The 20186-nt window shown below is 61.5% G+C and carries 20 protein-coding genes; 7 read left to right on the top strand and 13 right to left on the bottom strand.

The genetic code is table 11. The features are described from left to right. Positions 1-18: 18 nt before the first annotated feature. From M1L53_RS11575 to hisD, 4 genes are all read right to left on the bottom strand, one after another. On the bottom strand, positions 19-1818 hold the full coding sequence (locus tag M1L53_RS11575; RefSeq protein WP_054188483.1) for a thiamine pyrophosphate-binding protein: 1800 nt from the start codon (positions 1816-1818) through the stop codon (positions 19-21). 41 nt (positions 1819-1859) lie between these two features. Continuing rightward, a complete protein-coding gene (locus tag M1L53_RS11580) occupies positions 1860-3446 on the bottom strand; it encodes a GMC family oxidoreductase (RefSeq protein WP_054188484.1) in 1587 nt (528 codons plus the stop codon). A gap of 153 nt (positions 3447-3599) precedes the next feature. Beyond that, positions 3600-5033: an aspartate ammonia-lyase gene (locus M1L53_RS11585; RefSeq protein ID WP_042923920.1), complete on the bottom strand. Its 1434-nt coding sequence runs from the start codon at positions 5031-5033 to the stop codon at positions 3600-3602. Next, the gene (gene hisD / locus M1L53_RS11590; RefSeq protein WP_054188414.1) at positions 5030-6352 is read right to left on the bottom strand and encodes a histidinol dehydrogenase; all 1323 of its coding nucleotides are present in this window, start codon (positions 6350-6352) and stop codon (positions 5030-5032) included. The genes M1L53_RS11585 and hisD overlap by 4 nt, the downstream gene beginning before the upstream one ends. A 361-nt stretch (positions 6353-6713) precedes the next feature. Between hisD and M1L53_RS11595 the strand changes: the two genes are divergently transcribed. Together M1L53_RS11595 and M1L53_RS11600 are read left to right on the top strand one after the other, a co-directional pair. After that, entirely contained in the window at positions 6714-7733 is a 1020-nt protein-coding gene (locus tag M1L53_RS11595) for a Gfo/Idh/MocA family protein (protein ID WP_042923914.1), read from the top strand. Between the two features lie 237 nt (positions 7734-7970). Beyond that, positions 7971-8390, top strand: a complete 420-nt coding sequence (locus tag M1L53_RS11600) for a hypothetical protein (protein WP_125052065.1) — start codon at positions 7971-7973, stop codon at positions 8388-8390. Positions 8391-8565: 175 nt separating this feature from the next. Here M1L53_RS11600 and M1L53_RS11605 read toward each other — a convergent pair whose 3' ends face one another. The 3 genes from M1L53_RS11605 to M1L53_RS11615 all read right to left on the bottom strand — a co-directional run bounded on the left by M1L53_RS11605 (position 8566) and on the right by M1L53_RS11615 (position 11847). Next, positions 8566-9069, bottom strand: coding sequence for an NUDIX domain-containing protein (locus M1L53_RS11605; protein WP_054188416.1), 504 nt, complete (start codon positions 9067-9069; stop codon positions 8566-8568). A 104-nt stretch (positions 9070-9173) separates the two neighbouring features. Next, positions 9174-10466, bottom strand: a complete 1293-nt coding sequence (locus M1L53_RS11610) for an MFS transporter (protein WP_054188417.1) — start codon at positions 10464-10466, stop codon at positions 9174-9176. 754 nt (positions 10467-11220) lie between these two features. Next, entirely contained in the window at positions 11221-11847 is a 627-nt protein-coding gene (locus tag M1L53_RS11615; RefSeq protein ID WP_030536574.1) for a TetR/AcrR family transcriptional regulator, read from the bottom strand. A gap of 89 nt (positions 11848-11936) precedes the next feature. Between M1L53_RS11615 and M1L53_RS11620 the strand changes: the two genes are divergently transcribed. Beyond that, a complete protein-coding gene (locus M1L53_RS11620; protein ID WP_003940411.1) occupies positions 11937-12398 on the top strand; it encodes an SRPBCC family protein in 462 nt (153 codons plus the stop codon). Between the two features lie 2 nt (positions 12399-12400). Here the strand turns inward: M1L53_RS11620 and M1L53_RS11625 are convergent, their stop codons facing one another. From M1L53_RS11625 to M1L53_RS11635, 3 genes are all read right to left on the bottom strand, one after another. Next, positions 12401-13048: a TetR/AcrR family transcriptional regulator gene (locus M1L53_RS11625; protein ID WP_007730038.1), complete on the bottom strand. Its 648-nt coding sequence runs from the start codon at positions 13046-13048 to the stop codon at positions 12401-12403. A 97-nt stretch (positions 13049-13145) separates the two neighbouring features. Next, positions 13146-13907 (bottom strand): SDR family NAD(P)-dependent oxidoreductase, encoded by a 762-nt coding sequence (locus tag M1L53_RS11630; protein WP_003939707.1) that lies wholly within the window; start codon positions 13905-13907, stop codon positions 13146-13148. 73 nt (positions 13908-13980) lie between these two features. Continuing rightward, positions 13981-15126: an acyl-CoA dehydrogenase family protein gene (locus M1L53_RS11635; RefSeq protein WP_007730036.1), complete on the bottom strand. Its 1146-nt coding sequence runs from the start codon at positions 15124-15126 to the stop codon at positions 13981-13983. A 140-nt stretch (positions 15127-15266) separates the two neighbouring features. Between M1L53_RS11635 and M1L53_RS11640 the strand changes: the two genes are divergently transcribed. Both M1L53_RS11640 and M1L53_RS11645 read left to right on the top strand, forming a co-directional pair. Beyond that, positions 15267-15875, top strand: a complete 609-nt coding sequence (locus tag M1L53_RS11640; RefSeq protein ID WP_050654586.1) for a TetR/AcrR family transcriptional regulator — start codon at positions 15267-15269, stop codon at positions 15873-15875. Between the two features lie 26 nt (positions 15876-15901). Then, a complete protein-coding gene (locus M1L53_RS11645) occupies positions 15902-16480 on the top strand; it encodes a hypothetical protein (RefSeq protein WP_042926530.1) in 579 nt (192 codons plus the stop codon). A gap of 7 nt (positions 16481-16487) precedes the next feature. Here the strand turns inward: M1L53_RS11645 and M1L53_RS11650 are convergent, their stop codons facing one another. Next, positions 16488-17729, bottom strand: a complete 1242-nt coding sequence (locus M1L53_RS11650) for an RNA polymerase sigma factor (protein ID WP_003940594.1) — start codon at positions 17727-17729, stop codon at positions 16488-16490. A gap of 6 nt (positions 17730-17735) precedes the next feature. Then, the gene (locus M1L53_RS11655; protein WP_003939718.1) at positions 17736-18080 is read right to left on the bottom strand and encodes a YciI family protein; all 345 of its coding nucleotides are present in this window, start codon (positions 18078-18080) and stop codon (positions 17736-17738) included. Between the two features lie 140 nt (positions 18081-18220). Here M1L53_RS11655 and M1L53_RS11660 point away from each other — a divergent pair, with 140 nt between their 5' ends. Continuing rightward, the gene (locus M1L53_RS11660; protein ID WP_003940372.1) at positions 18221-18697 is read left to right on the top strand and encodes a DUF309 domain-containing protein; all 477 of its coding nucleotides are present in this window, start codon (positions 18221-18223) and stop codon (positions 18695-18697) included. Continuing rightward, entirely contained in the window at positions 18697-19335 is a 639-nt protein-coding gene (locus M1L53_RS11665) for an LON peptidase substrate-binding domain-containing protein (protein ID WP_003940076.1), read from the top strand. The genes M1L53_RS11660 and M1L53_RS11665 overlap by 1 nt, the downstream gene beginning before the upstream one ends. A 6-nt stretch (positions 19336-19341) precedes the next feature. Here the strand turns inward: M1L53_RS11665 and M1L53_RS11670 are convergent, their stop codons facing one another. Beyond that, positions 19342-20157 (bottom strand): mycofactocin-coupled SDR family oxidoreductase, encoded by an 816-nt coding sequence (locus tag M1L53_RS11670; protein WP_054188418.1) that lies wholly within the window; start codon positions 20155-20157, stop codon positions 19342-19344. Positions 20158-20186: the final 29 nt, after the last annotated feature.

The following is a 20186-nucleotide window of genomic DNA, read 5'->3' on the forward strand; positions in this document are numbered from 1 at the left end:
TTTCCGGTGAGGGGTGGGTCAGAAGCCGCGCTGGTTCACGTAGTCGTCTCGAACTTCGCCGTGGTAGGCCGGTACGGTGATATCCCACCAACCCATTGCATGCATCTCGGTCCAGGGCAGCTCGCGAGCACTGATCGCCTCGATGACTACGGGGCCCTCGGTCTCGAATGCGCGCTGAACAGCGGCGCCGAGCTTTGCGGGATCCTCGACTCGCTCGGACTTGCATCCGAGGGACTGCGCGAACGCAGTGATATCGGCGAAGTACGGGGATCCATCCGGCAACTTCCAGCCTGAGATGATTTCCCGTTCCGCGCCGAAGAGATTGATCTGGAGGTCCTTGATTGCTTCCCAGCCACCGTTGTTCAGAACGACGAAGACGACATTGACGCCGCTCATGGCGGCAGCTGCGATCTCCGTGCCGGTCTGTAGGAACGCGCCATCGCCGACGAGCGCGAGAACCGGCTTGTCCGGTGCGCCGATCGCGGCGCCGATCGCGGCAGGTACACCGAATCCGATTCCGGAGAATCCGCCGGCAACGATGTTGCTCTTCGGCTCGTAGATCGGGAATTCGTTGAACGCCTGGTTTGCCGGGTTGCTGGAATCGGTGACCAGAATTCCGTTACGCGGAAGGACCTTTCGGATCTCGACCATTGCCCGCGAGTTGGTCATCGGCAAGTAGTCGGTCTCACGCATAGGGCGCAGGTGCTCGTCCCACCGTGCCTTCAAGTCCTGAAGTTCGGCGTAGTAGTCGGTTGCCCGGAAGTCGTAATCCGCTGCCGGTGCGCCGAGTTCGTCGATCAGAGACGAGAGCGAGGTCTTGGCGTCGCCGACGATCCCGACCTCGACCGGGTAGTTGCGGCCGATCTCGAATCCGTCGATGTCTATGTGAACGAGTTTCGTGTTAGGGATGTCGAATGTGACTCCTGGGCGATACGAGGACGTGATGCGATCGCTGAACCGGCAACCCACTGCAAGAATGACGTCGGCGGTCTTGGTGACTCCGTTACCCGGAATCGATCCCATGTCGCCGCACGGCCACGCGTACAGATCGTGGTCTGCAGGGAATGCGCCTTTGCCCTGGAAGGAGTGCGTCACGGGAGCGCCGAGACGTTCCGCCAGTGTGAGGAGTTCCGCACCGGCCTCGGCTGCGATGACGCCTCCGCCAGCGAGGATCACGGGACGCTTAGCACCCGCCAGTAGCTTGGCTGCCTCGGCAATGGCGACGGGATCACCAGTCGCCCGGGTCTGAGCTCGGCGCGAGTACAACTCTGGAACATAGTCGCCGTACTCAGCTTGCAGGTCCTGCGGGATATCCACCAGGACAGGCCCTCTGCGACCTTCGAGCATCGTGTTGAACGCCTGAGCCATCGCGGAAGGTAGCTGCTCGAGTCGACCGGGCTGCCACCAGCGCTTGACGACCGGCTCGACCATCCGTGGGAAATTGTTCCCGTGCGGCCGATCGATCTCCTGGAGGACGCCGCGGTTCTCCATATACGTGTGAACGGCGCCGGTGATCAGAATCATCGGCTGCGAGTCCGCGAACGCAGTCGCGATTCCGGTTACGGTGTTTGTCGCTCCCGGTCCGATGGAAGTACAGACGGCCGCGATCTTGCCCGATGCGCGGTAGTAGCCGTCGGCCATGTGTGCGGCGCCCTGCTCGTGGATGGCGGGAACCAACTCGATTTCGTCGGCCCGGTCGACGAACGCATCAAGTAACGCCGTATTGCCGTGTCCCGGAATAGCGAATACCTTTTCAACTCCTTCACGGATCAGTATGTCGACCACCATCTGGCCACCGGTGAGCTTTTGCACAGTCATGTTCTTCACTTTCGAATCGAAAAGAATTGGGGGTGAGCAATTTATGCAGAGATCGACGAGCCGTGCGATGCACCCGCCGTGGAGTCGCCACTTCGAGCGATGATCGAATCTGCAACACGCAACGCGTTCGCCGCGATCGACAGCGCCGGATTCATCACCGGGAGCGACGGAAAGAAGGAGGAGTCGACGACATACAGGTTGTCGACATCGTGTGCCTGGCAACTCGGATCGAGGACCGATGTAGCCGGGTCGGTACCGAGCCGAACGGTTCCGGCCTGATGCGAGTTGACCTCTATCCCTGTTCCTTCACTGATGACCACCGGAAATCCGATCTTGCGAAGCATTTTTCGCGTCTCGCGAACCAGAACCTCGTGTGCCCGGACGTTATTCGGTTTCCATGCGATCTGGATACGCCCTCCGGGAGTCAGCGTGACACGATTTTCAGGGTTGGGCAGATCCTCCGTGAACAGCCACCAATCGGTACTACGGTTCGTGGCAAGGCTCAACGCCCATTTGGGGATGTGGGGCCGTTGCCCCTTGATCATCTCCGCTTGGAGCTTCCCGATCAGTTGCACGTGGCCTAGCGGATACGGATGATCGTCAGTGCCACGCAGGTAGAAGTCGTTGAAGTACAACGTCTTTTGAAATTCGGACTTGTTCTTCTTGAGTGGGTCGATGGCCACCATGATCGAGTTCATGTGCACCATGTAGTTACGACCGACCATTCCGGAGGAATTTGCGAGCCCGTCAGGATGGACAGATGTGGCCGAACGTAGCAGCAGCGCTGCAGAATTGACCGCACCACAGGAGATTACGACCGTATCCGCACGTACTGTGGAGGTGACGCCGCGATGGGTCAATTCGACGCCTGATGCTCGACGTCCGGAATCGTCGGTCAACACCTTCTCCACGTACCCGTTCGTGACGATTTCGACGTTGCCCGAATCGAGTGCGGGTCGCACGCAACAGACGTCGGCATCCGATTTCGCCAAGGTACGGCAGGGGAACCCGTCGCATGTCTTGCATCGAATACATGACCCACCCTGCCGAAGGTCGACCCCGAGAGGGAGATTGGAAGGGGTGAAACCCGCCTTACGCATGTCGTCGGCGACCTGCTGTATCGCTGGCTCGTGCCCTACGGGAGGGTACGGAAATGGTTGGTCGCGTGGCAACGTCGGGTCGTCGGTGTGGTCGCCGTGAACCTTGTACACCTGCTCGGCACGTGCGTAGTAGGGTTCGAGATCGTCATACGAGAACGGCCATGCCGGCGATTCACCGTCCTGATGCCGTGAGGACTGAAAATCCTCTCTCCTGAACCTGACCAACGAGCCACCGTAGAATTTGGTGTTTCCGCCGACGTAATAGTAGGTGCCGGGGGCGAACTCCCGCCCTTCGGTGTCGACCCATTTTTCGGCGTTCTTGTACCGATCTTTCTCGAACACCGCTCGGGGGTCCCAATTCTGACGTTCCTGTGGAAGGAAGTCTCCCCTCTCGATCAAGAGCACATCGAGGCCGGAATCCTTGAGAGCGTATGCCATCGTTCCACCCCCCATTCCGCTTCCCACGACGATGACGTCGTAGTTGCTCTTACAGGGGGGATGACTGTCCATTCGTGTCTTTTCGAACATGGTTTCCGTCTCCTGGCTGGCTTGGCGCGGTACGTCCTTGAACCGTGCCGACTCAGCTTCTGTCAATCCTGACACAACAGGACTGCAAGTAGTTATACGTATCACTAAACGATACCGCCCACATGTGCGGTGTCAACCGCCCTGAAGACCTGGTCAGGTCGACGGGACGAGTGGATCGAAATCGGGAGCCGACACGATCGCAGTTCGTGCCAAATTCGCAGGCTCCATGATCGCGTCCAAATCCTCCTTGCCCAACAACCCGCGTTCGAGCACCAACTCCACGACGGTACGACCGGAAGCAAGCGCGTCCGCCGCCAATTCCGTCGCGGCTGTGTAGCCGATGTAGGGATTGAGCGCGGTCACGACACCGATCGAAGCCGCGACCGTTCGTTCGAGATGCTCGACGTTGGCGGTAATGCCGATCACGCATCGCTCGCGCAACACAGTGCAGCCCCGCGTGAGGAGTTCTGCAGTCTCGAACAAGCTGTGTGCAATGACCGGTTCGAATGCGTTGAGCTGCAGTTGACCCGCCTCGGCAGCCATGGTGATGGTCAGATCGTTTCCCACCACCCGGTAGGCAATCTGATTGACCACTTCCGGAATGACCGGATTGACCTTTCCGGGCATGATCGACGAACCTGCCTGCACCGCAGGTAAATTGATCTCACCCAGACCTGCTCGTGGGCCTGAGGACAGCAATCTCAGATCGTTGCAGATCTTGGACAGTTTGACCGCGGTACGCTTGAGCACTCCCGACAGCTGAACGAAGGCCCCGACGTCCTGGGTTGCTTCGATGAGATCCGATGCCGTCGAGATGTCGAGACCGGTGATCGACACCAGATGCTCACGCACACGTCTGGCGTACTCCGGGTGCGCATTGAGACCGGTACCTATCGCCGTCCCTCCCAGGTTGATCTCCGAGATCAACCGAGCGGCCTCTTCCAGTCTCTGAGAGTCCTCCTTGATCATCACGGCGAACGTGACAATCTCTTGACCGAGAGTCATCGGGACCGCGTCTTGCAACTGAGTCCGCCCGACCTTGAGCACGTGGGAGAACTCGGCTGCTTTCTCCGCGAATGCGCCTGCAAGTTCGTCCATCGCACCTCGAAGCCTGGTGACGGCACCTTGCAAGCCGATTTTGATCGCGGTGGGGTAGACGTCGTTGGTGCTCTGACTCATGTTGACGTGTTCGAGCGGATGGAGGAATTGGTACTGCCCCCGTTCGCCGCCGAGAATTTCGAGCGCGCGGTTCGCGACCACTTCGTTGGCGTTCATGTTCGATGACGTGCCGGCACCACCCTGAATGACGTCGACGACGAACTGGTCGGTGAACCTGCCCGCACGAATCTCCTTGCAAGCTTGCTCGATCGCCGCTGCATGCTCGGGCGAGAGGATTCCGAGGTCGGCGTTCGCCCGAGCAGCGGCCTGCTTGACCGCAGCCAACGCCGATACCATGTCCGGGTGGACCGAGAGAGGAATACCGGTGATCGGGAAGTTCTCCAGTGCTCTCAGCGTGTGGATGCCGTAGTAGGCCTCCGCAGGCACTTCGCGATCACCGAGCAGGTCGTGCTCGATGCGCATCGTCATTTGAGGTTTGCCGCCACCGGGATCTCGCCCCACGGTAGTTCGGCTCCACCGAACTTCGCCGCACGCAGGTCACCTGAACGGGCGTGGCCTTCGAAGCGTTCCAGTCGGGACAGTCGCGCAGCGATCTCGCCGATCCTGGCGCTCGCCGCCGGATCGCGCACCTCCTGGAAAGTGAGGGTTTTGAGGAACTTCCCTACCCAGAGCCCTCCGGTGTAGCGCGCAGCGCCAAGAGTAGGAAGTACGTGGTTGGTCCCGATCACTTTGTCGCCGTATGGAACACACGTTCCTTCCCCCAGAAAAAGGGCACCGTAGTTGCTCATGCTGTCGAGCGCTTCACGCGGATTCTGCGTCAGGATCTGTACGTGCTCGGAGGCAAACTTGTCCGCGAGTTCATATGCTTCGGAGAGAGTCTCGACAACGTGGATCTGTCCGTGGTCGCGCCAAGCGGGCCCGGCGATCGCGTTCGTCTCCAGACCGGGTAGCAATGCGTCGATGTGTTTGATCACCTCGTTGCCCACAGCCTCGGACGTCGTGATCAACACACACGGTGAATCCGGACCGTGTTCAGCCTGGCTGAGTAGATCCACTGCGATGGTGAACGGGTCGGCGCACTCGTCGGCAACGATCAGTGTTTCGGTGGGACCTGCAAAGAGATCGATTCCGACCTCACCGAAGAGTTGACGCTTTGCCTCTGCCACGTATGCGTTGCCCGGCCCCGTGAGGATCGAGACAGGATCGATCGTCTCGGTACCGAGAGCCAGCGCTGCAATCGCCTGTACGCCACCGAGCACGAAAATCTCGTCGGCCCCGGCGAGATGCATTGCGGTGATGCTGATCTGGGGCGGAAGCCCGTCATTCGGGGGCGTCGTAGCCGCGACGCGTTCGACGCCTGCGACCTTCGCGGTCAGCACCGTCATGTGCGCCGACGCTGTCAGCGGGTACCTGCCACCCGGAACGTAAGCTGCAGCCGCGTCGATCGGAATGTTCCGGTGCCCCAAGAACACGCCGGGCAGAGTCTCGACCTCGAGGTCTGTGATGGTGTCGCGCTGCGCCTGGGCGAAGTCGCGAATCTGACGCTGCGCGAACTGCAGGTCCTCGAGGACCGTTGTCGGGACGGAATTGACGATCTCGCGGATCTGATCTTCGTCGAGCCTGAACGAATCCGGTGACCACCGGTCGAAACGGTCAGAGTACTTGCGGACCGCGTCGTCACCGTTGGCACGAATGTCTGCGATCACACCCGCGACAGTGTCGACCACCGCCGGATTGCTGGCACGCTGCGCTGGTTCGCCGACTGCGGCTTTGAGAACGAACGACATTGGCGGGTTACTCCTTCGAGGTGAGGCATGAAATCAAACTGATAGCCCTAGCTTTCCTGCGAAGTGATCCAGCGGACAGACACATAGGGGGAACCACTTCTGCCAAATTCTGCCCAATCCGTGCATGATATGCCGGTCGTTCGAAAGCTCACGGTCAGAGCAGGTGCAGCGCTCGCGCCTGCTCACAGTGGTCGATCAGCGGCTCACGCTTGCACGTTTTGGCGCTGTCGATATCTATCGCCACTTCGTAGGGTTGGCCTACCAGATTTCGTCCGCGCCGAACTCCTGACGTCGAGTCGGCCGATACCCGGAGCCGTCGCTGTCTATTCGACATCGTCGATGCCCGAGAAGGAATACTTCGATGAGCGAACAACCGCATCTCGTCTGGGGAATCGTCGGTGCGAGTGATATCGCCGAAACGAGAATGATTCCCGCACTGCGAAGGACCGGCCACCACATCAGTTCCGTGTACAGCGGAAATGCGGACCATGCCGAGCAGTACGCACGTCGGAACGAGATATCGAACGGAACGAACAAGCTGAACGATCTGCTCAGCGATCCCCTCATCGATGCGGTCTACATCTCCAGTGCAAATGATCGCCACCTCGAGCAGGTGTGCGCGGCGGCAGCAGCCGGAAAACACGTTCTCTGTGAGAAGCCGCTGTCGACGAGCATCGACAATGCGCGGAAGATGACCGCCGCTTGCGAATCCGCCGGCGTAGTCCTAGGCGTCAACCACCACCTGCCCGCAGCAGGTACGCACCAGGCCATTCGACGCACAGTGGCGCGCGGCGACATAGGCCGGATTCTGTCGGTCAGTGTTCGCCACACGTCGCTCCTACCCGAACGTTTGCGAGGGTGGCGACTCGGTAGCACGCCGGGATCAGGCGCCGTCATGGATCTTTCCTGCCACAACGCCTCCGTCGTGAATCCGCTACTCGGCACAAGAGCACTGACGGCGAGCGCGATCACTGTGGCCCAAGGAGATTGGGTGACCGAAGCCGAAGATGCAGCCTCCTCGTCGATTCTCTACGAGAACAACGTCCTTGTACGATTCCACGACACTTTCACTACGCCATTCGCACCCACGTATGTGGAGGTGCACGGGACAGCCGGCAGCCTTCATGCAGCCGACGTCATGACTCCGGAACCCATCGGGTCGGTCGTTCTGCACGATCGCCGGGGATCGCACGAGATCGATGTCGAAGACCGCCGGCACACGTACGACATCACGCTGGAACACTTCACCCGTGCCACGCGCGGTGACGGCCGACCAGTCGTCGACGGACTCGACGCGACCAACGCACTGGCAGTGAGCATCTCGATACTCGAGTCGGCCAGGACGGGTAACCGGGTCCCAGTCGACTTCTGTGGACAGTAGCCGTTCACAATTCACACTCGGAGCTGGTTCGATCCAAGGTAGAGGTTCATGAAACGTCCCACTGAGCGTGACGAAAATACGGATTGGAATAGATTCGCGATCCCACAATTCGTGGAACTTCTGCGGGCCGGTTCAGTTGGGCGCGGCCCGGCAATCGTAGGGATCGATGGGAGGGGTGGTTCCGGCAAGTCGACGCTGGCCGCACTGCTATCGGCAAACTGTACAGGGACGGTCATCGTGCACACAGATGACATCGCGTGCAGTCGAACATTTTTTGGCTGGGATACCTTGCTCGCCAAGGAATTACTGGAACCTATCCGGCGAAATGGGCTTCCATTCACCTTCCAGCCGAACCACGACAAGCCTCGCGATATCGCTGTCCCTGACCAGACGACGTTGCTTCTCGTGGAAGGTGCCGGGTCGATCCGCCGTTCATTGCGGATGTTGTACGACGCGACAGTGTGGGTCGACACCGCACCGGAGACAGCGCGACAACGATTGGTCGAGCTCGGCGAGGATCCACAGGGCTATCACGACGACAGGATGATCGAAGAGAATTCGTTGCTGAACGCGGACCGCCCTTGGGCGCACGCAATGTTTCACGTGTCTGGAACCAACTCTGCGACCAACGGCACAGTCCTGGTGCGCCGAACATAACCCCGTCGACCTCGAACGGCATTGGCATCACGAGTCGTCCACGGGGTTGTCTACGACGGGTCGCTGCCCAGTTGCGGCATATTCTCCTGTACAGAGCGTCGGTGTCTTGTCATGTACGTGGCGTCGGTGTCGCCAGCGATCGCGCGGCCCGATTCTGTACGAGTAGCAACCTGGATCAATCCGAGCCGAAACACACTACCGGGCACGGCGAGCCGCGACGAAGGGTGAGATCGGGCCTCTCGGCGATATCGTGAGGCGCGAAAAGGGCCGAACCCGAATAGTTCTCGATCTCTTCCAGACTCCACCATCTGAAACCGTGTAGGTGCTCATCGCGCAATTCTGCGTCGGTCAGTGCCCCTCGTGGTTCGAATTCATGAACTCGAACCAGGAAATAGAAGTTGTCGACGCCGCTGAATCCGGGAAAGTGCTCTGGATCGATGATCGTTTGGCGCCAGACGAGCGGCTGCGTCGTGCGTAGTTCGAGCCCTACCTCTTCTCGAAGCTCTCGCTCGAGTTTGCCGCGTGGGGTCTCACGTTCCTCACAACGGCCACCGGGCGTGATCCAATAGGTTTCATCGGATCTAGATCGAAACTTGCACAACAGTATTCGATACGAATGATCCACGATCAGCGCTCGCGCAGAACGTCTGATCGACTCCGAAGGTCCGCCGGTGCTCATGTTTCTTCCTCAAATCCCGAACAGAATTTCCTTCCGTTCGGTGACACCAGTGCGAGTACACCGGATTTCGATGTACTCGCACGTGGGCCACTGCTTGTTCGACCTCAGCGGGAGACCGTGTGATGCTCCGGCTTCGGAGCATTTCCCGTACGTTCAGTTTCCGAGTATTGCGGAACGGTTTTCATCAAAACAGGACCGCCGACGGCGATGAGCAGGAGCAAGATTGCCGGCAGCGCCGGCATCCAGCCGATTCCGAATCCGTCGACGATGAGCGTGATCGCAGCCGGCCCGGCGAGCATGCCGACGTAGCCGATCGCATTGACAATTCCGATGTTTCTTCCGGCGTTCTCGGGGTCACGACGGCCGGCAGCAGAGAGCATCAGCGGAGCCATGCATGCCAGCCCGAGCCCCAGGAGAACGAATCCCACCAGGGCGAACGGAGCTGACGCACCCCCGATCGCGAGCAAGGCACCGACGAATCCGATCACACCACTGACGGCCACGATGACGCGCGCACCGAAGTACTCGGCGAGCCGGTCGCCGAAGAGGCGCCCCACGAACTGTGCACCGGAGTAGAAGGTCACAGCTGTCGCAGCCATACCTGCGCTGGTATCGGCATGGCGCCGGACGAACTCCTGTCCCCAGTCCAGAATTGCGCCTTCGCTGAGCATCGATGCCAGCATCAAGAGGCCGAATCCGGCCATGATCAGCAAAGTCGTCGTCGACGCCGATCTCTCGGTTGTCGATTGCTTCTCGATCGCGACTGCGGCAGCCGGGGGAAGCAGCTCATCGCGAGTCAACAGCCAGCGACCGAACACAGCTCCGAGAACCGACATCGTGACACCGATCGAGATGTAGGCCACGGCGGGGCTCTCGACATAGTGACGGGCGATTGCACTGGCCACCAGGCCGATGACGAATCCGCCTGCCGGATAGGCCGCGTGGAACGCAGACATGATGGGCCTGCCGTAGTAACGCTCCACCTGCACACCGTGTGTGTTGAAGGCGGTATCGAAGGCACCTCTCAACAGGCCGATCATCACGCCGAGGAACATTGCGCTGGCAATACCCTGCAAGAACGCGAACGGGATATACATCAACGGGTAGATGATCATCGTCGGCATACAGGTGGCTCGCGGACCGTACCTGTCGACGAACGGCCCGATGAGGAAGCAGCCGACTGCAGCGCCGACGCCGATCGCCAGTGCCACCAGCCCGAAATTCGAGTCTCCGCCCTCCCCCGACCACCCCAGGTGAGCACGGAGCGCAGTGGTGTTCGTCGACCACGTGAGCATGACCGCTCCCAATTGCGCGAATCCGAAGAATGTCGCAACCCGGGCAAGCCGAATTCGCTGGAGGCTCAGCGCCGGCCGGTCTTCCGAAATGTTCGTAGTCATTGTGAGTCCTCAATCTGCACACGCGTGCCCCTCAATAGGGTTGCGAGGCACGTCATGTACTGCAATCAGCGTTGTCCAAATCACGTTACGGAGTCGCCATCACAACAACGATGCGCAGTGCGAGAACTAATTCACCATAAATATGCACATATCGCGCACATCCTAGGCCAAACAGTCCCCGCAGCCGCACGCCCGCCAGGTCGACACTGCGCACTGCATCATTGCGCGTAACGACACCGGGGGATAACATTCACCATTCTCGTGCGGTTAAACGTATCACCGCACGTGGAAGAGTCAATAGGGCAAGAATCAGCGCACTGGTAATTGATCGACCGAGCCGTGTGCCCGAAGGTGAGCCTCGTGCCGGTGTAAAAGTAGCTACAGCGAGCCTGCACTGTTTTGCAACGACGCGTGGACGGTCACCCGCGAGACCGCACTCGCAAGCCTCCTGGCCGGCGCTGACCGCCTACTGATCCCCGGCGGCGATGAAGTCGCCACTGTTGCAAAGTCGTTGGCCGCCGCGGCCGTCCGGAATCCGATAGCTGGAGAACGCCTTCGCAACGCAACAAACCGTGTCCGCGCGCTGGTCAATGCGACCGACCTACGCGATTTCCCAGGCAAACAAAAGCGAGGTTGAACGCGTCGTGGCCGACACCAAACGCTGGCGACCGCCTTCCGCGACACTGCACACAGCAGTTACTCCCCCACCCGCTTCGCCCGCACAGTCACTCCCCCACCCGCTTCGCCCCCACAGTCACTCCCCCACCCGCTTCGCCCCCACCATGCGCCTCGCTATCTCCAAATACCTCTCCACCAACTCGTCCGGAGACAACTCACCGTCCGGTCGGTACCAGACCGCGACGGCGACGCACATCGTCACCACGGCTCGGCTGGCGTCCTCGGGATGGTCGGCCTCGAACACTCCCGAAGCGACGCCGTCGAGGACGATCCGGTCCACCTGCTTCTGCTGTTCGTCGCGCTGGGCGATGTAACCAGCCCGGCTGTCGGGCTCCATGCTGCGAATCTCCGAGGAGGCGACGAACGACTGCTCGCGTCGAAACATGTGGAACCGCAACAGAGATTCGATCACCGCGTCGAAGCGATCGGAGGGATCGTCCCCGGCATCGAGTTCGGCGGCGCGGCTTCGCTCCAACAACTCCGTCATCACCACGGTCGCCAGACCGATCAGCAGAGCCTGCTTGGACGGGTAGTGGTGGTAGAGCCCCGGCACCGACAGCCCGGACCGCGACGCGACGTCACGGATCGAAGTCCCGTGATAGCCCTGCTCGACGAACGCCTCCAGCGCCGCAGCGAGCGGTTTCGGTAGTCCCAGGTCTTCGTAATCGCGCCAGGACCCGCGTACCGGAAGCTCGTTCGTCATACCGATACCGTAGATCGCTCTTGCGCCGCCGCCGAACACGTCGGAGCCATTGGTTAGAGTCGGTGTTCACCGAAAGACAGGGACCAGTCATGATCCATGTTCGCCACACCGCGGTTGCTGCCGTGCCGGTTGATGTCGCCTTCGACTACATCGACAACTACCGCAATGTCCCGACGTGGATGTTCGGTGTTTCCGAGTTCACCCCGTTCGGAGAGTTCGATCAGGGACTCGGCGCCACGTTCGACGCGGCCATGCAGATCGGGCCGAGCACGTTGCGCTCCAAACTCGAGGTCACCGAGTGGGAGAAGAATCGGATCATCAAGCTGTCCTCGCTCGGCGGTGTATCCAACTCGTCCACGTGGGAGTTCGCCGCGATCGACGATTCCAAGACCGAGCTTTCCGTCGACTTCGCCTACAAACTGCCCGGCGGCATTGCCGGCAAGGCACTCGGCCGATTGATCGGACCGTTCGTCGAAAACGCTGTCAAGAACAGCGAGGAAACACTGCGCCACAGCCTCGAGGAGCAGTTCGCGGCCCGCGGCGAAGGCTGAAACTACCCGCGGTCGCCTTCGAGTCCCAGCGCGTTGGCCCACACCTGAGTAGCCGTCTTGACGACGTCCTCGAACGGGACGGGGTTGCCGTCGGCGCCAGGTTCCTCGGAGACGAATGAACTGTAGGCAAGGCGGCTCACCATCGCCGACAGTGCTCGGGAAGCCAACAGCGGGTCCAACGAGGCGTCTGCCTTGCCAGCTGCTTGCAAGCGTTCGATGGCTCGGGCATTGCGAGAAATGAAGGTTTCGGCGCGGTCCCGACGCAGTTTCGCGAAGGCCGGGTCGATATGCGATACCTGCTCGAGTAGGCCCATGAGTTTGGCGTTGCGGCGAAAAGCCGTCAGGTAGGCACGGTTGCTCGATTCGAGGACCGCATACGGATTGTCGACGTCGCGGACCCGTCCCATGCCGGGGTGCAGCATGTCTTCCTGCGCGACGTCGAGAACTGCGGCGAAGATCTGCTCTTTGTTGTCGAAGTAGGTGTAGAACGTGCCGGTGGAGCAGTTCGCTTCCTTGGTGATGTCCGTGAGACGGGCGTCGAGATACCCTGCGCGCTCGAACACCGTTCGAGCCGCTGCGACCAGAGAAGCCCTGGTCCGGACGCCGCGGGCAGTCACCGGCAGGTCACGCAGAAGCTCCGTCGCAGCCATGGATGGTGGCGGACGGTCTTCCCAGTTCTCCTGAGGTTCGGCGCGAGAGGTCACCAGCTACTTATACGGCAAAGCCGGCGACATCTCGGCATCGGCGTCAGGTGATGGTGATTCCTCCGTCGACGGCGATGGTCTGACCGGTGACGTATCCGCCGGCCTCGGACGCGAGCCACACCATGGTGGCCGCGAGCTCTTCCGGATCGCCCATGCGGCCGAGGATCAGGCGCGGAGCCATCGCGTCCAAGTAACCGTCGTTGTATTGGTCTGTCATTTCCGACTTGAAGAAGCCGGGCGCGATCGCGTTGACGCGAATGCCCTTGCGCGTTCCCCACTGCTGTGCGAGGTCGCGGGTCAATCCGACGACGCCTGCCTTGCTCGCCGCATAGGCGGCCTGCGGGAGTCCGGCGGTCGTCAATCCGAGAATGCTCGAGATGTTGACGATGGAGCTGCCTGGGAGCATGACGCGGCCGCAGGCCTGCGCTGCCCAGTAGGACCCATTGAGGTTGATGTCGATGACGGCGCGGAACTGGTCCGGGGTCTCGCGGGTCGCCGGAACGGCAGTTCCGACGCCGGCGTTGTTGACCAGCACGTCCACGCGGCCGAACTTCTCCATCGCGGCGTCGACCATGTTCTGAGCCTGAGCCGGATCGACGATGTCGGTGGCCACGCACAATGCTTCGCGGCCTGCGTCACGCACGAGCTTGGCCGTGTCTTCGAGCTTGTCGACGCGGCGAGCAGCGAGGACGACGTCCGCGCCGGCCTCTGCTGCGGCTTTCGCAAACGCCACCCCGAGGCCCGACGACGCACCGGTCACGATGACCACTCGATCGGTCAGAGAGAACTTGTCGAGAACAGACATGCGCGGTGATGCTCCTGTGTCGTCGGGTTCGGGAAGTGGCGGTTGCAGTGACGTATCGACTGCAGTTGCGAAATTACAGGCCGAGATCGCGGCCGATGAGTTCCTTCATGATCTCGTTGGATCCGGCCCAGATCTTGGTGACGCGGGCGTCCATCCACGCGCGAGCGGCGCGGTACTCGGTCATGAAGCCGTAGCCACCGTGCAACTGAACGCAGTGATCGAGGACCTCGTTCTGCACCTGCGCGGTCCACCATTTAGCCTTGGCGGCGTCGATGGCGGTCAGCTCGCCGGCAGCGTGTGCCGCGACGCAGTTGTCGACGTAGGCCTGGGTGACCTCGATGCGGGTGACGAGATCCGCGAGAAGGAATTTGTTCCACTGCAGCGAGCCGATCGGCTGACCGAAAGCCTTGCGGTCCTTGGCATATTGCAGCGTCTCTTCGAGGATCGGAGCGGCGTGCGCGATGTTGGACACCGCAGCGCCGACGCGCTCCTGCGGCAGCATTTCCATCATGTGGATGAAGCCGCGGTCGATCTCACCGATGATGTTGGTGGACGGCACGCGAACGTTCTCGAAGAACAGTTCGGCGGTATCGGACTCGTGCTGGCCGACCTTGTCGAGCTTGCGTCCGCGCTCGAAGCCTTCCATGCCGGTCTCGACGGCAAAGAGGGTGATGCCCTTGGACTTCTTCTCGGGACTGGTCCGAGCCGCCACGATCACGAGGTCGGCGTTGTAGCCGTTGGTGATGAAGGTCTTGGAGCCGTTGATGATCCAGTCGTCGCCGTCCTTGACCGCAGTGGTCTTGAGCGAGGCGAGGTCGGATCCACCGGAAGGCTCGGTCATGCCGATGGCCGTCAGCATCTCACCGGTGCAGAACTTGGGCAGCCAACGCTGCTTCTGCTCTTCGGTGGTGAGCTGAACGAGGTAGGGAGCAACGACGTCGGCGTGAATGCCGAAGCTCGAAGCAACAGCTGCACTGGCGCGCGAGAGCTCTTCGGCCAGAACCGCGTTGAAGCGGTAGTCGCCGGCTTCGCTTCCGCCGTACGCCTCCGGAACCTCGAGTCCGAGGAAGCCGTTGCGTCCCGCTTCGAGCCAGATTTCACGATCGATGAAGCGCTGGTCGATCAGCTTCTCTGCGACCGGAAGGATGTTCCGGTTGACGAATTCGCGAGCAGATTCGCGAAATGCCTCGTGATCGGGTCCGTACAGAGTGCGACGCATGACGAGTTGCTTCCTTTCGGCGTGGCAAAGCCACACGTAACGATGTTCCTAAGCATTCGCTTAGAATCTAAGCACCTGCTTATAGTGAATCGAGAGCGGGATATTGTCAACATCGAAATCCGTCACACCTGGAGGAAACCGTGAGCGATTCACCTGACGTGGTGATCAGCCCCTCCAAAGCTGCGGCCCGTATCCGCGCGGCAGCCGTGGACGCTTTTGCCTCTGCCGGCTACGGCGGCACCACCACCCGTGACATCGCCGCGCGACTCGACATGAGTCCCGCCGCCATGTACCCGCACTACCGCTCGAAAGAAGAGTTGCTTTTCGCGATCAGCTACGAAGGCCACACCGAAGCGTTGAAGGTGGTCGAGGGCGCCGACCGACCGGGTGAAGAACCGTCCGTTCGTTTGCAGGAACTGATCAGCACCTTCGCCAGTTGGCAGGCGGGGCACCATTCACTCGCTCGCGTTGTCCAGTACGAACTCACTGCCCTCACACCAGAGCACTACCGAACCGTCGTCGCGCTTCGCCGCAGCACGACGCGGGTGGTCCGGGAGGTTGTCGATGCCGGCGTGCAGTCAGGCGACTTCACGATCCCCGATGCCGAAGGCGTCACCCTCGCCTTGATGTCCCTGTGCGTCGACGTGTGCCGCTGGTTCCCGGCCGGCAATTACACGAATCCGGAAGACATCGGAAAACTGTACGGAGACCTGGCATTGAGGATGGTGGGCGCCGCCCGAATCAGGTGACACCGACCGCAGAAAGGACTCGGCCAGTGGCCAACCGCACCTATCTCTACTCGACCCCTGTTGCCCCGCATGAGAATCCGGCTGCCGCTCGCGCCCGAGGTCTCACCGGTATCTCCGAGTGGTCGTACGCGATACCGCTGGTCCCGAGGATCCTTGTGTCCGTGAATCCCTTCGCCCAACAGTCGATCATCTGGGACGACACCCCCGACCTGATCGCGGTCACCGCGCCCTGTGGTCCTGGTATCGCCCGGCTCGAAGACTTCCTCGGCCGAATCGATCACCCCGAACTCGGCACGATGGCCGGCGATGCGCTGCGTTTCCTGCGCAGCCACACCGAGCCCGACCACTACTTCGTCCTCGAGTGCGGCGAGATCTTCGACATGGACGACGAACCGTTCGCCGAACAGGGCACGGCCCTGATGACCGGTCTGGCGGACATCGACGCCGAGATGGAGGCGGCGCTGGCCACGCTCGCACCCGTCAAGCCAAGCTTCTGGGAGCGACTGTTCACGCCGACTCAGGAGAGCGTCGAGGAACCGCTACGCGAGCTCGGCCTCGGTTACTGGTCCGAGACCCTGTACTTCGATCTCGACGTCCCTCGATAGGAGCCGATCAATCGGAGATCTCACCCAACCGACGCTCCAGGTAGGCCCGCTCCGGTTCCGTACCAACGAGTTTCAGAGCTTGTCGGTACGCGGATGCCGCTGCGTCGGTGCGCCCCAACCGAGCAAGTAGTTCGGCTCGTGCAAGGTGATACGGATGGTAGTCGGCAAGTTTGGGCTCCGCTGCCAGTTCCTCCAGCGCAGTCAGCCCGACTTCCTCGCCGTCGCGCATCGCCAACGCTACTGCCCGATTGACGGCCACGACCGGCGACGGAGTCAGCGTGAGGAGCACTCCGTAGAGCGCGCAGATCTGTGGCCAGTCGGTGCTCTCCACATCTGCGGCCTCGTCATGCAATGCGGCGATGGCGGCCTGCACCCCGTACGGCCCCGGCGCTCCCCCGGTCAACGCGACTACGACGAGGTCGCTGCCTTCCTCGATCATCGGCTGGTCCCAACACCCGCGATCCTGGTCTTCGAGGAGCACGATCCCGCCGGCGGCGTCGGTACGGGCATCCCGACGCGCGTGGACGAGAAGCATCAATGCAAGCAACCCGGCGATCTCGCGCTCATCGGGAAGCAATGCGCGCAAGATCCTCGCCAGCCTGATCGCCTCCACCGCCAGGTCTACGCGTTGCAGATCCGGACCCGAACTCGCTGCGTACCCCTCGGTGAACACCGAGTAGATCACCTGCAGAACACCGGGCAAACGTTCCGGGAGTTCTTCGGCGCTGGGAGTGCGGAAGGGAATCCGAGCCTGACGGATTTTCTTCTTCGCGCGCACGATCCGCTGCGCCATCGTCGCCGAAGGAACGAGGAAGGCCCGAGCGACTTCGGGCGTCGTCAACCCGCCGAGGCAACGCAAGGTGAGTGCGATTCGGTCGTCCTCGGCCAGCGCTGGGTGCGAGCAGGTGAAGAACAGCTGCAACCGCTCGTCGGGAAGTTCTCCGTCGACTGTGGGCGGCGCCGGGTCGGCACGATCGGCGTCCACCTGCATCACCGCCAATCGCGCCGCATAGGCCTGATCACGACGAAGCCTGTCGACGGCTTTACGACGCGCCGTGGTCAGCAGCCAGGCGCCGGGTTTAGCCGGCACTCCGTCCACGGGCCAGTGCACCAACGCGGCCTCGACGGCTTCGGAGGTGACTTCCTCGGCCAGATCCAGATCACCGAAGCGGCGGACGAGCGAGGCCAAGAGTCGTCCGCGTTCCTCCCGGAACACTGACTCGATGGAGTTCTCGGCCTGCTCGTCCACGGCGAATCAGTCCCCGAACCCGGCCAGTGGACGCACCTCGACGCTGCCGCCGTCGCGCGCGCCGGGGCACCGCGCGGCCCATGAAAGCGCCGCATCCAGATCGGGAACGTCGATGACGTCGTAGCCGCCGAGGATTTCACGGGTTTCTGCGAAGGGTCCGTCGGTGACGGTCTTTTCTCCGGACTGCGAGACCCGAACCGTCGTCGTTGTCGTCAGGTCGGCGAGGGCATCGCCGGACACCCAGATCCCGGCATCCTTCATTTCCTTGTCGTATTGCTGCCAGTCCTCGAACGTGCACTGGGGTTCGGTGTCTCCGCCGGGTGCGGTGTAGATGAGCAACATGTACTTCATGACTGACTCCTTGGTCTGTTGTTTTTCTTGCGGCTTTCTTGCCTTACAACATGACGACGAACGGTTCTCCCCGGGATCGACAGGCGACTCGAAAAAACTTTTGGCGAGTTCGGCCGAGGCGCTGCCGTTAGGCTGAGTGTATGACCGAACGCGACCGGGACGCCGCTGGGAAACCCCTCAATTCGCGGCCCCGTGACGGACTCGGACGTCCACTGCCACGCGACGCAGCGGGCGGTGTCCCGCGCATTCCCGACGATGTACGCCTGCCACCAGACGAGTCGATCACCGAGGCTCAGCGCCTCCTCGACCACGGCATGCCTTTCCATGCACACGAGATTCTCGAGGGAACGTGGAAAAGCGCGCCGCCCGAGGAACGTGACCTGTGGCAGGGACTGGCTCAGCTGGCCGTCGGGCTCACCCATCTGCTTCGGGGCAACAACACCGGCGCCGTCTCACTCCTCGGCCAGGGTCACGACCGCATCAGGCACTACGAGGTCGAGAGTCCGCACGGCCTCGATATCCCCGGTCTACTGACGTGGTCCGAGCACCTGCTCGCCGAAATCGATCGCCCCGGCGATTTCCCCGCCCCTCCGATTCCGAGGTTGAGAATCCCCTGATGCCCATCTTCCCCATGTTTCCGCTCGGCTCCGCTTTGCTACCGGGTGAGGTGTTGCCCCTGAACATCTTCGAACCTCGGTATCGCGCACTGGTCGAGAACGTTCTCGAAGCTGCCGACGGCCCACTGTTCGGAGTAGTGCTCATCGCTCGTGGCCACGAGGTCGGTGGCGGCGAATCACGTCACGACGTCGGCACTCTGGCTCGGATCGAGTCTCATGTCGCCATGGGTGCCGGGCGGTATCAGTTGTATTGCCGGACCGAAGACCGCATCCGGGTCAATCGCTGGCTGCCGGACGATCCCTACCCACTTGCCGAGGTCGAACTGTGGCCGGACGAGAACAACGGAACACCCGTCACCGCCTACGAATACGACTCACTCCTCGAGCGCATAGAGTTCATGTACGGAATGTTGGGAAAGCTCGCACTACGGGCCGGCGAACAGACCCCACGAATGCCCGTCCCACCTGATCCCTTGGATCCGTTGGGTTCTCGGCTGTATGCCCTGGCGCGAAGCATTCCGATGGGCGACGCCGATCGCCTGGCGATACTGACCGCGCCAGGCGCCGACGAGCGTATCCGCACCCTCTCGGAGGCAGTCGAGAACACCATCGAGGTCGCGCAGTTCAATCTCCTCTGAGCGCAACTACGCCATCGTCTGACCCATGTCGATGACGATCTTCGTCCCGGTGACCGCGCGGGAGAGGTCCGTCGCGAGGTAGACGACGGCGTTGGAGATGTCCTCGACGGTGGTGCGCGGGACGGACGTGAGCGGCCACTTGTACGAGTTCATGTACTCCGGATGAGTAGTGAGTACCTTACCGACGTTGGGATCGTTGCCCATCTCGGTCTCCACCGCGCCAGGGTGGATGCTGTTGACTCGAATGTCGAAGCTTCCCAATTCCGTTGCAGCAGTACGAGCCAAACCCACGAGGCCGTGCTTGGCCGCCGAGTAGTGCGCGCAGCCGGGCGCTTCGGCGACGCCGGCAGCACTGCTCACAATCACGATGGAACCACCGTTGCCGGCTTCGATCATTGCAGGAACCGCAGCTGTCATCGTGCGCCAGACACCATTGAGATTGATGTCCACCAGCGTCGACCACTGTTCTTCAGGCATCTCCCAGAAACGGTTCCACGTAGCGATGCCCGCATTGGCAATCACGACGTCGAGGCGACCGAACTTGTCGACGCCCGACGCCACCGCCGCACGCAGTGCCTCGAGGTCACGGACGTCCGCTACAGCGGTGACGATCTCGCGCCCCTCCGCTCGCACGAGACGAGCCGTTTCGTCGAGGTCGGCTTCAGTCGCGGCCGCGTAACCCACGTCTTCGGACACCGACGCGCACACGTCGACAGCGATGACGTCTGCACCTTCCTGCGCGAGTCGAATCGCGTGATTGCGTCCCTGACCCCGCGCTGCACCGGTGATGAAAACGACCTTGCCTGCCAACAGTTGTGTCATGGCCGGGACGTTAGACGCTGATGTGGCCC

Source organism: Rhodococcus sp. T9N (assembly GCF_024436645.1).
GTDB classification, from domain to species: Bacteria; Actinomycetota; Actinomycetes; order Mycobacteriales; family Mycobacteriaceae; genus Rhodococcus_F; species Rhodococcus_F qingshengii.